The organism is Ruegeria sp. AH7 (assembly GCF_056541325.1).
The window spans coordinates 665,384-678,946 of the sequence record NZ_JBQFYF010000001.1 but is presented as its reverse complement, the minus strand read 5'-3'; the positions used below and the strand labels follow the sequence as shown (position 1 = coordinate 678,946).

At 54.6% G+C, this 13,563-nt stretch carries 15 protein-coding genes and 1 tRNA gene; 1 reads left to right on the top strand and 15 read right to left on the bottom strand.

Translation table 11 applies throughout. The features are described from left to right. Window positions 1–155: 155 nt before the first annotated feature. The 7 genes from ACR0JX_RS03435 to ACR0JX_RS03405 form a co-directional block, all read right to left on the bottom strand. Window positions 156–1,982: a hypothetical protein gene (locus tag ACR0JX_RS03435; protein WP_480541404.1), complete on the bottom strand. Its 1,827-nt coding sequence runs from the start codon at window positions 1,980–1,982 to the stop codon at window positions 156–158. Window positions 1,983–2,265: 283 nt separating this feature from the next. Continuing rightward, entirely contained in the window at window positions 2,266–2,400 is a 135-nt protein-coding gene (locus ACR0JX_RS03430) for a hypothetical protein (RefSeq protein ID WP_480541402.1), read from the bottom strand. Window positions 2,401–2,634: 234 nt separating this feature from the next. Beyond that, window positions 2,635–2,901, bottom strand: a complete 267-nt coding sequence (locus tag ACR0JX_RS03425; protein ID WP_480541400.1) for a hypothetical protein — start codon at window positions 2,899–2,901, stop codon at window positions 2,635–2,637. A gap of 286 nt (window positions 2,902–3,187) precedes the next feature. Continuing rightward, window positions 3,188–3,454: a hypothetical protein gene (locus tag ACR0JX_RS03420; RefSeq protein ID WP_480541398.1), complete on the bottom strand. Its 267-nt coding sequence runs from the start codon at window positions 3,452–3,454 to the stop codon at window positions 3,188–3,190. Between the two features lie 219 nt (window positions 3,455–3,673). Next, complete coding sequence (locus ACR0JX_RS03415; RefSeq protein ID WP_480541396.1) at window positions 3,674–4,147, bottom strand: hypothetical protein; 474 nt, start codon at window positions 4,145–4,147, stop codon at window positions 3,674–3,676. Continuing rightward, window positions 4,148–4,561 (bottom strand): hypothetical protein, encoded by a 414-nt coding sequence (locus tag ACR0JX_RS03410; RefSeq protein ID WP_480541394.1) that lies wholly within the window; start codon window positions 4,559–4,561, stop codon window positions 4,148–4,150. 304 nt (window positions 4,562–4,865) lie between these two features. Beyond that, the gene (locus ACR0JX_RS03405) at window positions 4,866–5,126 is read right to left on the bottom strand and encodes a hypothetical protein (RefSeq protein WP_480541392.1); all 261 of its coding nucleotides are present in this window, start codon (window positions 5,124–5,126) and stop codon (window positions 4,866–4,868) included. 104 nt (window positions 5,127–5,230) lie between these two features. Here ACR0JX_RS03405 and ACR0JX_RS03400 point away from each other — a divergent pair, with 104 nt between their 5' ends. Beyond that, window positions 5,231–6,262, top strand: coding sequence for a hypothetical protein (locus ACR0JX_RS03400; protein WP_480541390.1), 1,032 nt, complete (start codon window positions 5,231–5,233; stop codon window positions 6,260–6,262). Between the two features lie 140 nt (window positions 6,263–6,402). Here the strand turns inward: ACR0JX_RS03400 and ACR0JX_RS03395 are convergent. The 8 genes from ACR0JX_RS03395 to ACR0JX_RS03360 all read right to left on the bottom strand — a co-directional run bounded on the left by ACR0JX_RS03395 (window position 6,403) and on the right by ACR0JX_RS03360 (window position 13,515). Then, a tRNA-Arg gene (locus tag ACR0JX_RS03395) sits at window positions 6,403–6,479 on the bottom strand. Between the two features lie 66 nt (window positions 6,480–6,545). Then, window positions 6,546–7,766: a cysteine desulfurase gene (locus ACR0JX_RS03390; RefSeq protein WP_480541388.1), complete on the bottom strand. Its 1,221-nt coding sequence runs from the start codon at window positions 7,764–7,766 to the stop codon at window positions 6,546–6,548. A 12-nt stretch (window positions 7,767–7,778) separates the two neighbouring features. Continuing rightward, window positions 7,779–8,345, bottom strand: coding sequence for a YIP1 family protein (locus tag ACR0JX_RS03385; RefSeq protein WP_353007668.1), 567 nt, complete (start codon window positions 8,343–8,345; stop codon window positions 7,779–7,781). Continuing rightward, window positions 8,342–8,827, bottom strand: a complete 486-nt coding sequence (locus ACR0JX_RS03380; protein ID WP_480541386.1) for a YIP1 family protein — start codon at window positions 8,825–8,827, stop codon at window positions 8,342–8,344. Before ACR0JX_RS03380 ends, ACR0JX_RS03385 begins: the two co-directional genes overlap by 4 nt. Further along, on the bottom strand, window positions 8,827–10,107 hold the full coding sequence (locus ACR0JX_RS03375; RefSeq protein WP_480541384.1) for a SufB/SufD family protein: 1,281 nt from the start codon (window positions 10,105–10,107) through the stop codon (window positions 8,827–8,829). Before ACR0JX_RS03375 ends, ACR0JX_RS03380 begins: the two co-directional genes overlap by 1 nt. Further along, window positions 10,107–10,862: a Fe-S cluster assembly ATPase SufC gene (gene sufC / locus ACR0JX_RS03370; protein ID WP_170536617.1), complete on the bottom strand. Its 756-nt coding sequence runs from the start codon at window positions 10,860–10,862 to the stop codon at window positions 10,107–10,109. The genes ACR0JX_RS03375 and sufC overlap by 1 nt, the downstream gene beginning before the upstream one ends. Before the next feature lie 70 nt (window positions 10,863–10,932). Further along, the gene (sufB, locus tag ACR0JX_RS03365; protein ID WP_480541382.1) at window positions 10,933–12,453 is read right to left on the bottom strand and encodes a Fe-S cluster assembly protein SufB; all 1,521 of its coding nucleotides are present in this window, start codon (window positions 12,451–12,453) and stop codon (window positions 10,933–10,935) included. An 18-nt stretch (window positions 12,454–12,471) separates the two neighbouring features. After that, window positions 12,472–13,515, bottom strand: coding sequence for a cysteine desulfurase family protein (locus ACR0JX_RS03360; protein WP_480541380.1), 1,044 nt, complete (start codon window positions 13,513–13,515; stop codon window positions 12,472–12,474). Window positions 13,516–13,563: the final 48 nt, after the last annotated feature.

The window sequence follows — 13,563 nt, the reverse complement described above, 5'->3', positions numbered from 1 at the left end:
CCACCTCACTTTTTCGGATTAACCCTTTAAAATTATATGGTTGTTCAGATGAGGTGGACCTCACAAACGCACCCCTCAGACAAAAGCTCCTCACCGAGACACGAAAAAGGCCGCTGACGCGGCCTATCTCAATTTGCAATATTGCTACGTGAGCGTCATTCGTCCTTCGGGGTCAGCCTCCACACGGTACGCCTCTGGCGAACTCCAGTCTTTTCGAGGCGGACCTCTACGCCATCAATGTTAAAGTACGCGTCAGCGTGATCGCTGAGGAACTTACCCATTGCCGTAGCATCATAGATAAGGTCTGCGTCCTTGCGGGTTCTCTTTACCCCCTCAAGTTCAATATCTTCAGCGAAACACAATGCCACCAGACCTTCATCCGTGCCAGCAACCATCTCCGTTGTGACAGCTCGTTGCTCGGGATCATTGGCCTTTTCCCACCAGACCGCGATCAAGTTGTTTATGCCCTCAGCTTCATTGATAGCCGCAACGGCATCCTTCTGATCTTCATTCCCAAGGAAAGTATCAATGCCTGCGTTTTCGAGAATGCCGCCAAGGACTCGGACCCACTCGCCATAGGAGGCCAAATGAGGGACATTCTCTGGCTTGGGCATGCCATTCACCGCCCATGCCTTGATGAGCGTCAGCGCGGCCCACAGTAATTCTCCGCGATGGTCCGAAACGTAGGTGCCTTCCAGATCAAACTTAAATTCCTTCCGGTCCTTTGGGTTTTCCATCCTGGCATCTAGGCGGATTAGGAATGCACGTCGCTTGAGGTCTTCGTTGAGGCGAGCATTGTTCGACGTCATCACAAACATTGCGTTTGCAGATACGGTTGCCATCTCAGACTTCCCGAGAACTCGCCCCTCAAACGTCGTCGCCGTCAGAACTGAGGCCAATGCATCAGACGAGATTTCGCCGGACACATTGTCAAAAAGGCCGTAAGGCTTCTGCTTCCGCAGGCTGGCAAAGATCGTCTTACGGCGTTCTTCTTCAGACGAAGGAAGTGCAGCGGATGGTTCCGATACACCGGCAGCAATGATGTATGAAGATGCGGCAAGCAGAGACGCGCCGGTGGCAACCTTTGGCTTCGAGATGAATGCGAGAGGCAACGGGCCATTAATCATCTGCCGACAATATGGGGTAAGCACCATAGCTAACGTATTCGCCATGCTGGCTGGAACCTCATCGGCCTCAAGTGGCTCACCTTCACTGCGGCAGGCCTGACCATCGAACGGAAAATCGCCGAAGAGGTCACAAAGCATCCGCAAAGCGCGATCAATGTCTAGCTGTGTTGGCTTCTTCGGTACCGCCGGGATGCGCAGATCGTTGGGCAGAGACATAAAGATGCCCGTCTCATCATCATAACCGCTCATGTCGATCAGCCCGCCGTCAGGAGCGAACACGGGGTAAGTCGCAATCTGGGTCAATTCTGGAAACTGATAGTCGCCATAGAAAAGCTCTTCGACCACATCCATAGGGGCGCTGATGCTCTGAGTTTCACCGTTCTGGTCTTCGAAGAACGGAGCATAGCGGTTCACAATAGGTCGGAGGCTTCGGGGAAACAGGATTTCCATTTCATCCTTGCCGGTCTTGGCATCCCTAACGACCCGGACCAGTTCCTTTCCATGCCGGAACACGACCGGCTCAAAAGAGGCATTGACGTCCTTGATGCGCGTGTATGCATAGTCCGCAAGATCAGTGAAACCGAACGTACCCCGCACATTCGCCTCTCCGTTCGCCTTATCATTTGCGACTGCCATCGCTGCCCACTCATACTCTGCGAAGTTGTGCGCGGCCTTGAGGTGGTTCTTAGGCAATGCCACCTTCCATTTACTGGCAATCCTGTCCGTGAAAATATTGATCTGAGGTGTGTCGATATTCGACTTCACTAGCGACATGTAAAACTTGGCCAATTCGAGATCGCTGAAGGGGTCATCCTCTCCCCGTTCGTCGATCTGCCCCTTGAACTGAATTTCCATGTAGCACTTCACGTCTCGGATTTCGTCAATTTCCCGAATATTGAACTTGTTCCTAAACTTCTTCCCGTTGTCAGACATCTTAGTCCGAACCGATACTGTAGGTCGTCCCGGCGGGGTCATTGCAATTACGGTACCCATCACATTACCCCTGATCGCATCTGGTCTTCGCGAAACAGCGAAGCTGAAAATACTGAGTTGTTTGCCATTCGATTGTTTTCTCCTTTAGTCAGTTTTTCATTGCTCATCCCTTCTGTCGCTGGGCCCGCTAACGCGGCCCGTTCGGTTATGCTGCTTCAGCAGTGCCCAAAAGGCAGATCAACTCCATTGAAAGCGCTGCAAGCTTGTCCTGCTGTTTCTGGGTCATTTCCTTTTCCGACTCCTCCTTGATCTGGTGAGCCAGCACGATGATTTCTTCCATTCCGTTCCTCCTTCTAGTGGGGTTGTTGTGAGTGGAAGCTATGCTGCACGTTCAAGTTGAGGCAAGAAAATTCGTAATTTTTATTGTTTTTATTCAATATGTTATGCTTGAAGCTCATTTTGATATTTCACCTAAAATCGCAATTTGGGCTTCAAGCTGAAAAGCAATTTCAATAACTCAGCTTGAAGCTCATTTTCGCGTTTTGGGTGAAATTTTCCCCGCCGAATCAAACGGTCAGGTGGCGTCGTAATCTTCCAAGATATCGGTCATAGTGTCTTCCAAAAGCGCCGGATAAGTGAAGTGGCTCAGCGCTGCTCCGCCCCCGCCAACAGACCATTCGGTCGCCCTAGGTGGGGTGAACCCCGCGCGCAAGAGCACCTGCCTAGTCAAGCGGTCATCATCGTCGAGCACACCGCGCAGCCATTCATAGCTGACACGCATCCCGCGCCGCCCAGCCCGCGCCGCCGTATTCCGCAGAAGCGCTGCAAGTTCATCAATCATGCGTTCGTTCATTTCATTCCATTCATTCTTAGAGTTAATCCCCTGCGGCAACATGGGCGTCACCGCAGGGGCATCGGGGCCGGTTCGATCTTTCCACAAATTGAACCCCCACTTCGTTCGCAGGTTAAAAAGTTAGGCCCCGAATTCTTGGTTGAGTTGCTGCTCAACTGCCCGCCCTATGGCAGGCCATGCAGCCTGCCATGTCTCTTCATCATCACAGGCAAGACGGGCCGCGTGCCAGAGTTGAGCGCGCCTCAATACTCGCTTGAGCGCAACCGTCATCCGCTTACGCTGCTTGTCGCGCGACATGGTCCGCCACCTCGCGCTCTAGCCTTTCCGCCTCAGCAGCAAACTGTTCTGGCGTCCAGTTTTCACGAACCGCCAGAGCTTTTTGCCACTTCTGTTGACGTTCAATCGCACGGGCTTTTGCCTTCGCCCGTTCGCGCTTTGGCAGGTGTGTGAAACCTCCTTTGGTATCAATGCAGATCACACCGCCGCCCCAGCCCGCCTCATCCATGACAGACCCCGAGTCAGCGTGAACATCAACGTCCATAACGTTCAGCCCTTGCTCGTGCCCTCGCCCGCGCCTTTTCGACTCCGCTCATTGCACCATTAACACGGCGAAACCGGAGCGTGAGATCGTGATACTCTGCAACCGTCAATCGGAGCTTAGGGAAAAGTATGCACTGCCACGCAGGCCCCTCTTGTCGGAAGTAAGTTTGCCAATGCCCACCATTGGCACGAACCGCAGTTTCGATCTGTGCTAGGTCCGTCATGCCAAGCCCCACGCACGCGCCTTGGCGAGCCTCTCGGACGGGCTGAGTGTCAGCAGACGACGAAGCAAAGTAGCCTCGTCTGCCACTGATGACGGATCACTCACAGGCGCTGCACCAGTCAGCCCAAGTTCGCGGGCACGTGCCATGCGCTGAAAGCGCGGCAAACGGTTAAGTTCGGCATGCGCGTCTTCTTCGCCCTGTTGCAATGCCTCGCGAAGTTCGCGCTGCCTGACCTGTTCCTTGACCGTTTCAAGGGCCTGCATTTCGCTCAGCATCTGTTCGGCATTGTAGTCATCGGCTAGAACAGCCAACCGGACGGATGGAAGTGCAATCAAATCGTCATCGGAGTCGAGCGTGACACCAAGTTGATTGGCTACTTGCTGGGCACGCTCACGCGTACCAAGCCACCGGTCCCGCAGCACTGGATCAGTGGCGACCATGTCACGGAAGGTTTCGTTTTGATCGCTCATTTACGCGGCTTCCTTTTCATAGAGATTTTCGTATCGGGCGTTTGTAATTGCGTACGGCACAGCCCAGTGCTCAAACGGCGGTAACGCATCGGCATCGCCAAGGACGGTCCAACGCAGAACTGGGTCAGTTAATGCAATCTTGAGCCGCAGCGCCTCCAAGTGTTCAAAGAGCACGGAAGACTGAACAGACAGGGCCAGCGCATTGGTGAATGCAACTCTTGCGCCAAACAGACGTTCAACCTGTTCACCCTGTAACCATCTTTCCAAACTGCGGGCACGGGCAACGGCGTTGTCACCCACCCGAAGCTCTTCGCCGTCACTCCGAGCAACGTGGAAAAGTTCGGGAACAGCACCTCTTTCTCTCGGCTTGATGGACGGCAAAACATCCGCCAACCGATAGAGCCGCGCGCCCATTGCCCCCGTGGTGTATTCCAGCCCACGCGTCCGAGCCGTCACTGTATTCCGAGTTAGCCCGACCGCATGGGCCAGATCGAGTTGACTTACTGTCAGCACTTGTTAACCTACTCACAAATAAAGATAGTTTTCTTTGGACCATTCATCAGGTCATGTGCGAATTATGCGCCCGAACAGGGAACAAAGCAAGAAAACCGCAGAAACGGGTCAAGGTCAGCAGTGCTGACTTATTCGCGTGATGTAGCAATGCAAAGAAGGCCCGCTGACGCGGGCCTTCGTTCGACTTCCAACTCTGATATCGCGGCTAGTCGGTAGCGTTTTCAGATGAGCTAGGACGCAGCTTCGCAACTGATTTGCTGATGTCAGTCAACACACCCACCAATATACCGAAGACGATGGTGTATATACCTTGGTCGATTGCCTGCCCTGTGGTCTTGGAACCGAGATATCGGGCGGCACTACCGGGGTCTTCTGAAGACAGAACGGCAATAGCCATCACGATACGCAAGACGCCAAACGCGATAGCAAGAACAGCCAGAATTCGACCAAATTTTGTGAAAATCATGCATGCATCCCATGGAGTATTTCGATTTCTCAATGCATCTTTTGGTAGATCGGTGAAAGCAGAAATTCAACAACATCAAAAGAAACGACTGTAGAGGCACAAGGATGATCATCGACTTGGAACTAAAAGAGGAACTGGTCCCTCCCGAGGATCACCACACCTTCACCTTATACTACACTGGCGGGCTAACCACGTGTCGAGTAACCAAGGGATGGACTCTGGAGCCTGTTCCGATTGGTGGAAAGCCACACGTTATCGGTTTTTTCTCAGATCAAGAGATAAAAACTGTCATCGAGAACCTTGGCGTGAAGCCGATCTGTTATGAGCACCAAGGATTTAGTAGTGGCGTAAACCATCGGTTCTTTCGTCCTTGGTCTACCGAAGCGCTAACAAGGGAACAAAGTGCCGGTGATCTCTGGTCGTCAATAGTGAAGAACATGGATGCCGAAGACGAAAAGGAGATCGAACTCGCCCGTCACATTGCGCTTGGGATACGCAGTGTTGAAGTACATATGGGGAGAATTTCAAGCTTCTACAGCATGCAACTTCTTGGAGCGATCACTAGCGGGAAGACGGCGGGACATCGATTTTCGATGGGGTCCAGTCTTGAGATATCAGCCAGCGTGCACGATTTTTATTCGTCGGTCGGTTCGCTTCGAGATTATTTGGCTGCTCTTATCGCGGCGCGAAATGGCATGTCTAAGAAAGTCAACGACTTTACTAAATTGATGACCGGATTCAAAGAACAGCGATCCTTTTCAGATCGGATGATGGGCGTTTTCTTTGCAGGAAATCACCTAAAGCAGGTCCGTGACGCGTGGGTTGCGGATGGGATTTTAGATGAAATCCGATTGTTCCGTAAGCGGATGGTTCACGGAAAACCATACGGTTCGTTCGAGGATGAGCAGTGGGGGAGATTGGTGAGTGTGCTTGGCGGTGAAAATCTCCCGGTGTATCTGTATGAGCAGTGTTTGGTTGGAGACCAAGGCAAGAAGCACGAGCTGCTTTTTGTTGTCCGACGCCACTACTTGTTTATGATGAAACTGCTCGAAGAAATGGCTCGCGCCTCAGGTTATTCTTTAGAAATACCGGTATTTGACGAGAGTAACTCGACTATTATCGAAATAAACCGGTGACCCGATAACGCGGGCACTCACCATCACTCTGCGCCTTCCAGAACTCAAACGGCCAGCGAAGTCGATCAGTACAGAAATCAGCACAGAGGGACATCGGTGCGTCTACTTTTTATTTAGAATCAAAAGCTAAAGAGAAATTATGGCGCACCTGAGAGGATTCGAACCTCTGGCCTCTGCCTTCGGAGGGCAGCGCTCTATCCAGCTGAGCTACAGGTGCCTTGGCCGTTAGCTAACCCTGATCCGGTCCGGGTGCAACTGGAAATCTCTGCCCCCGGGGATCGTTTCAGGCAAACAAATCATGCGCCAGTTCAAGTGCTTCGATCAGAGTATCGACTTCATCGGTGGTGTTATAGAGGCCAAAGCTCGCCCGACAGGTTGCCGTTACACCCAGATGATCCATCAGCGGACCCGCGCAGTGATGACCGGCGCGCACAGCAACGCCTTTTTTGTCAAGGATGGTCGAGACGTCATGCGCGTGCCCTGCCCCGTCCAGCGTAAAGCTGAAGATCGCAGCCTTGTCCTGACGCGTTCCCTGAACCTGTAGCCAGTTCAACCCGTTCAAACGCTGCATGGCGTAATCGCGCAAACTGGCTTCGTGGGCGGCGATGTTCTCCATCCCCAGATCCATCATATACTCTAACGCTGCACCCAGACCGATGGTTTGCACGATACCAGGGGTTCCAGCCTCGAATTCCATGGGCGGATCATTGTAGATGACCTGATCTTTGCTGACCTCTTTGATCATGTCACCGCCGCCGATGAAGGGGCGCATTTCGACCATGCGGTCGGATTTGATAAAGATCGCGCCTGATCCTGACGGACCGTACAGCTTGTGGCCGGTGATGGCATAGAAATCACAACCGATCTCATCAATATTGACCGGCATATGAACCGCGCTCTGGCTGCCATCCACCAGCACCGGAACACCTTTGGCATGGGCGCCTTCGGTGATCGCTTTGACATCCACCACCGTGCCCAAAACGTTCGAACAATGCGTGATCGCAACCAGCTTGGTCTTTGGTCCAATCGCATCGAGCACCGCCTGCGGGTCCAGCCCGCCATCCGCATCGACATCAACCCATTTCAGAACAACGCCCTGCCGTTCACGCAGGAAATGCCAGGGCACGATATTCGCGTGATGCTCCATGACGCTCAGGACAATTTCATCCCCAGCCTCAAACCGGGGCATAGCCCAGCCATAAGCCACCAAGTTAATTCCCTCGGTGGTGCCCGAGTTCAGAACGATTTCATCCTCATTGGCGACACCCAGAAACCGCGCGATAGTGCCGCGCACGTTTTCATAATTCTCGGTAGCCAGATTCGACAGGTAGTGCAGCCCGCGATGCACGTTCGAATACTCATGCGCATAGGCCTGCGTCACAGCGTCAATCACGACCTGCGGTTTCTGCGCCGAGGCCCCATTGTCCAGATAGGTCAGCGGCTTTCCATTCACCTCGCGCGACAGGATCGGAAAGTCAGATCGGATTTTCTGCACATCATACATGAGGTGATCTTTCTAGACGGGTGCCGCAGGGGCGAACATCAGGACGAATGGAACCGCAACCAAAGCGGACAAAAGTACGACGGCAAAGGATTTCCAGAGCGAGCCGAACTGATGCGCCTCGTTCAGGAAATGCAGCGTGATATAAAGGCTCAGTATGGCTGTGGCGAACAACAACAGTGCCATGAAGACCGGAACCGTCAGGCTCAGGATCAATGTCCCCATCAAGGCGGCGATCTGAAGGTATTGCAGCCAGATCGTCAGGATCATCATGTCGTCAAATGTGGCTGTACCCCCAAGCAGGCGGCCGACGAACAAAAACGCCAAGATGCTCAACATCATCGCGCCGGCCGATCGGATCAGAACCAAAGGTACGCTATCGATCACCGGACCAGTTTCGCCGTCACCCACGGGAACGGACAGATCAATACCCAGCTGGATCAGGCAGTTGAGGACAACCGCAAGAAAGAAGGTTAGCCAAAGAACCTCTCGCCCCGGTTTCAGAACCAATAGCTGTTTTGCCGCTTCGGCGGGTTTCCTGATTGTCAGAACCGCCAGTTGACCCAGATGAGGAACATTCATTCTGCTGACCTTTGCACTTGCCTTAACCCGGATAACCAGAACCAGAAAAAGACAGCAACCCAAATCAGCCCAACCAAGGTCAAAGCCGGGCCTGGGCCGACGAATCCGGCGACCAAGCCATTCAGCAACACCAGCGGAGCTGAGGACAGCAACGCCCAGAACAATGCAAGCCGCGCGCCATAAGCCGTGCCTTTGCCCCCCACCATGCGCGCCGCCCAATGCGACAACAGCGCAATCGTGTAGAAACACAGTGGCAGAATAAAGACAGAGCCCATCAAGGCCCCGCCCAGAAGCATATTCAGTTCGACACCTTCAATATGGGCACGGCGCGCAAGGCTGGGCATCTGCGCGATGAAGGCGACAATGCAGAAGGCCATGACGAAGATCAGCGCTCGGTCTTCGCGCGGTCCCATATCCAGAAGCCGGCGCACAACGCGCCCCGGCCCCCGATATGTGGCAACGATATCTGATGACACCGGCATCAGCTGCGGCGGGCCAGCCACCCTTCCAGCCGGCTGACCAAAGCCTCAGCCAGGGCGCTGTCTTCGACCTCGTCCACGGCTTCGGCCAGAAACGCCAGCGTCAACATGTTGGTCGCGTCTTTCTCTGGAACCCCGCGTGAGCGCAGGTAAAACAGCGCGGTCTCGTCAATCGCGCCCGAGGTTGACCCGTGCGAACAGGCCACATCGTCGGCATAGATCTCAAGTTCGGGTTTCGCGAGGAACTGACTGTCATCATCCAGCAGCAGCGATTGGCTGATCTGGTAGCCGTCTGTCTTCTGGGCCCCTTCCTTGACAAGGATCTTGCCCTGAAAAACACCGGTCGCGCCGTTGCGCAGCACCTTCTTGAACACCTGACGACTTTCGCAATTCACCGCATCATGGGTGATGAACACCGTGTCATCATGGTGGAAATCTCCATCACCGACACAGGCCCCGGCCACATGCGCAACCGCATCATCGCCCGTCAGTTCGATGATCTGTTCATTGCGCGTCAGAACGCCGTTCACGGTTAAGGTGAAGGATTTGTAGACCGATTCCTGCCCCAGCCGAGTGAACATATGCGTCGCCGCGCGACGTTCATGGTCACGACCCTGTGCACGGACATGGTGCAGGGTGCCGGTATCTGCAATGTCGATTTCCATACATTTGTTAAAGCGCGAGGCCGCAGGACCCGTCTCCAGGATGGTCGCCTCGGCCCCGCTCTCGACGCGGACCACGTGATGTAGGATCGCGTCCGATGTCGGCGATGCATGACGATAGATCAAGTTGATCGGCTTCGACGGTTTACCTGTCACATTAATGGCCACCCCGTCCGAGGCAAAGGCCGTGTTCAAAGCGGCCAGAGGGCGCTGTACCGGCGCCTGACCACGCGCTTCCAGAACGCCATACTGATCCTTGGCCCAGTGGATATCTTTGCAACAAATGTCTTCTAGCCGGTCGATGCTGACACCTTCCAGCGACAGAACATCGGACTCTTCAGCGCTGAACACACCGTCGATGAATACGATCTTCAGGCTATCGAACTCATCAAAGATCAGCGCTTCATCATCTGCAAAAACAGCCGCAGGCAGCGCCGCTGCCGCGACCAGAGTATCGGGCTGTGTGTATTTCCAGTACTCGTCGCGGCGCCCCGGCAGACCTGTTTCCAAAACACGTGCCAGCGCATCTTCGCGGGCCGCGCGGGTGCAGCCTGCATCGGGCATGGTCAGCGCGGCCAGCCGCGCCTCGGTTGCGGATTGTTTGACTTCGGGCAAGGCCATCAGTTCACCTCGGCAAGAATGTCGGAATAGCCGTTGTTTTCGACCTCAAGCGCCAGCTCGGGCCCGCCGGTTTTGACGATACGGCCGTCTGCCATGATGTGCACGACATCGGGTTTGATGTGATCTAGAAGGCGCTGATAGTGTGTGATGACCAGGAAACCACGGCCCTGATCGCGCAGCGCATTCACACCTTCGGCCACCAGTTTCATCGCATCCACGTCAAGGCCCGAGTCGGTTTCATCCATGATGCACATCTTGGGTTCAAGCATCGCCATCTGCAGGATTTCGTTGCGCTTTTTCTCACCACCCGAAAAGCCCACATTGACCGGACGTTTGAGCATGTCGGCGTCGATCTTGAGGGTTTTCGCCTTGGCGCGCACCTCTTTCAGAAAATCTGCGGCGGACAGCTCCTCTTCCCCACGCGCTTTGCGCTGGGCGTTCACGGCGGTGCGCAGGAAGGTCATGTTGCCGACGCCCGGGATCTCAACCGGGTATTGGAAGGCCAAAAACACACCCGCAGCGGCGCGCTCTTCGGGTTCCATCTCCAGAAGATCTTCGCCATCGAGTGTGGCAGCGCCTTCGGTGACTTCATAGCCATCCTTGCCCGACAGCACATAGCTCAGCGTCGACTTGCCCGAGCCGTTCGGCCCCATGATCGCGTGTACCTTGCCAGCTTCAACCGTCAGGTCCACACCTTTGAGGATTTGCTTGTCTTCTTCTTCAAGCTGTACGTGCAGGTTCTTGATTTCCAGCATGTTTTGTCCTTTTGCGTATCGCAAGGGGTCGCAAGACCCGAATTTGTTCTGAATTCTGTGAAAGGCGGGATTAACCCACTGATCCTTCGAGGCTGATGGCCACCAACTGCTGGGCTTCCATCGCAAACTCCATCGGCAGCGCCTGCAGGACGTCTTTGCAGAACCCGTTGACCACCAGGGCCACGGCCTCTTCTTCGTCCATGCCGCGCTGACGGCAGTAGAACAGCTGATCGTCATCCACCTTGGATGTCGTCGCCTCGTGTTCCACACGGCTGGAGTTGTTCTTGACCTCGATATACGGAACCGTATGCGCCCCGCATTTGTCGCCGATCAGCAAGCTGTCACACTGGGTGTAGTTGCGGCTGTCCTTGGCCTTCGGGTGCATCGAGACAAGCCCACGATAGGTGTTCTGCGCCTTGCCCGCGCTGATGCCCTTGGACACGATACGCGATTTGGTGTTCTTGCCCAGGTGAACCATTTTGGTCCCGGTATCAGCTTGTTGATAGTTGTTGGCAATCGCGATCGAGTAGAACTCACCCTGGCTTTCCTCGCCGCGCAGAATGCAGGACGGGTATTTCCACGTCACGGCCGAGCCAGTTTCTACCTGCGTCCACATCACCTTGGAGCGATCCCCACGGCAATCCGCGCGCTTGGTTACGAAGTTGTAGATGCCGCCCTTCCCGTTCTCATCCCCGGGGAACCAGTTTTGAACGGTCGAGTACTTCACCTCGGCATCTTCTTCGACGATGATCTCGACCACGGCCGCGTGCAGCTGAGCAGTGTCGCGCTGAGGTGCAGTACAGCCTTCCAAGTAGCTGACATAGCTGCCTTTATCGGCAATGATCAGGGTGCGTTCGAACTGACCAGTGTTTTCAGCGTTAATGCGGAAATAGGTGCTCAGCTCCATTGGGCAGCGGACACCCGGCGGGATGTAGACGAACGAACCATCCGAGAACACGGCTGAGTTCAGCGTGGCGTAGAAGTTATCCGAGACCGGAACCACGGTGCCAAGGTACTTTTTGACCAGCTCAGGATGTTCTTTGATCGCCTCGGAAATCGAACAAAATATGACGCCCGCGTCCTTCAGCTCTTTCTGAAAGGTTGTCCCAACCGAGACGGAGTCAAACACCGCGTCGACAGCAACTTTGCGCCCCTCGGCTGGCGCGTTTTCAGCGCCTTCAACACCCGCCAGAATCATCTGTTCTTTCAGCGGGATACCAAGCTTTTCGTAGGTAGCCAGCAGTTTGGGATCGACCTCATCGAGCGACTTGGGTTTTTCCTCCATCGATTTCGGACGGGCATAGTAGTACTGGTCCTGAAAGTCGATCTCAGGATAGTTGACCATGGCCCATTTCGGCTCATCCATCTTGGTCCAACGCTCGAAGGCCGACAGACGCCATTCAGTCATCCATTCGGGTTCTTCGTTTTTTTCAGAGATGAGCCGCACGATATCGGGGTTCACGCCTTTGGGCGCATACTCCATCTCGATATCTGTATCCCAGCCGTATTTATAGGTGCTGACCTCGCGCACCGCATCCACGGTTTCTTGATCGACACCTTCTTTCACCTGGGTCTGGTCCAAAGCGGCCATTGCTTCCTCTCCATCAGATCACGCGGCGCGCGCGCGATGCTTTTTCTCTTTATCCAGCCACGTTTCAGCAAACCGCAGCACTTCTTCATTTGTGGTCCGAGGGCCAAGCGAAACGCGGATTGCGCTGGCTGCTGTTACCTCGTCATATCCCATCGCCGTCAGCACAGCACTGGCGCGCACCTTGCCGCTGGAACAGGCCGAGCCCGCGCTGATCGCAAAACCCGACAGATCCATCTGCATGACCTGGGTTTCACCTTTCCAACCGGGTGAGGCGAAACACAGAGTGTTTGGCAGGCGCTTCTGACCTTTCCCGACAAAAATAGGTGATTTATTTCCGGCCTCAAGAGCATTTTCTAGAATATTTCTAAATTCTTCGACCTGCTCCCAAACACCATTGGCCAGATCATGTGCAGCAGCTTCAGCTGCGGCCCCGAACCCAGCGATTCCAATGACATTTTCCGTGCCTGAACGCCGCCCCATTTCCTGCCCACCGCCCTTGATCTGGGCCGCAAGATCGGTGCCGCGCTTCATGACAACAGCTCCAACGCCCTTGGGCCCGCCCAGTTTATGCGCTGAGATCAACGCCATCTGAACGTCCATCCAGTTAAAAGCCACCGGCAGCTTTCCAAAGGCCTGTGTGGCATCCGTCACGGCAAGTCCCGAAGGAAGAGTCTGAACAATACCCGTTTCGGAATTGGCGAGCTGAAGCGTTGCGTTGGCTGGATTGGGTAGATCAACAAGACCCATTTCGTGAACCGGAACATCTTCTTTGATCCAAGACCTTACGGCATCATGCTCGATTGCTGCCCCATGCAGTCTTCGACCAGCAAGCGCCAACGCCGCGCCTTCGGTCGATCCTGAGGTAAATACGATATCCGCCCCATCGGCCCCAAATGCGGCGGCGATCTGCGCCCTTGCACGTTCGATCAACGCTTTGGCTGTACGGCCTTCGGCGTGCACCGATGACGGGTTCCCGCAGACCTCCATCGCCGCAATCATCGCGTCCCGAGCTTCGGGCCGCAATTGTGTAGTGGCGTTATGATCGAGATAGACGCGAGTCATGGATACATCTTTTGTCAGACACTAAACGGGCAACTGAGGATCGAAGCT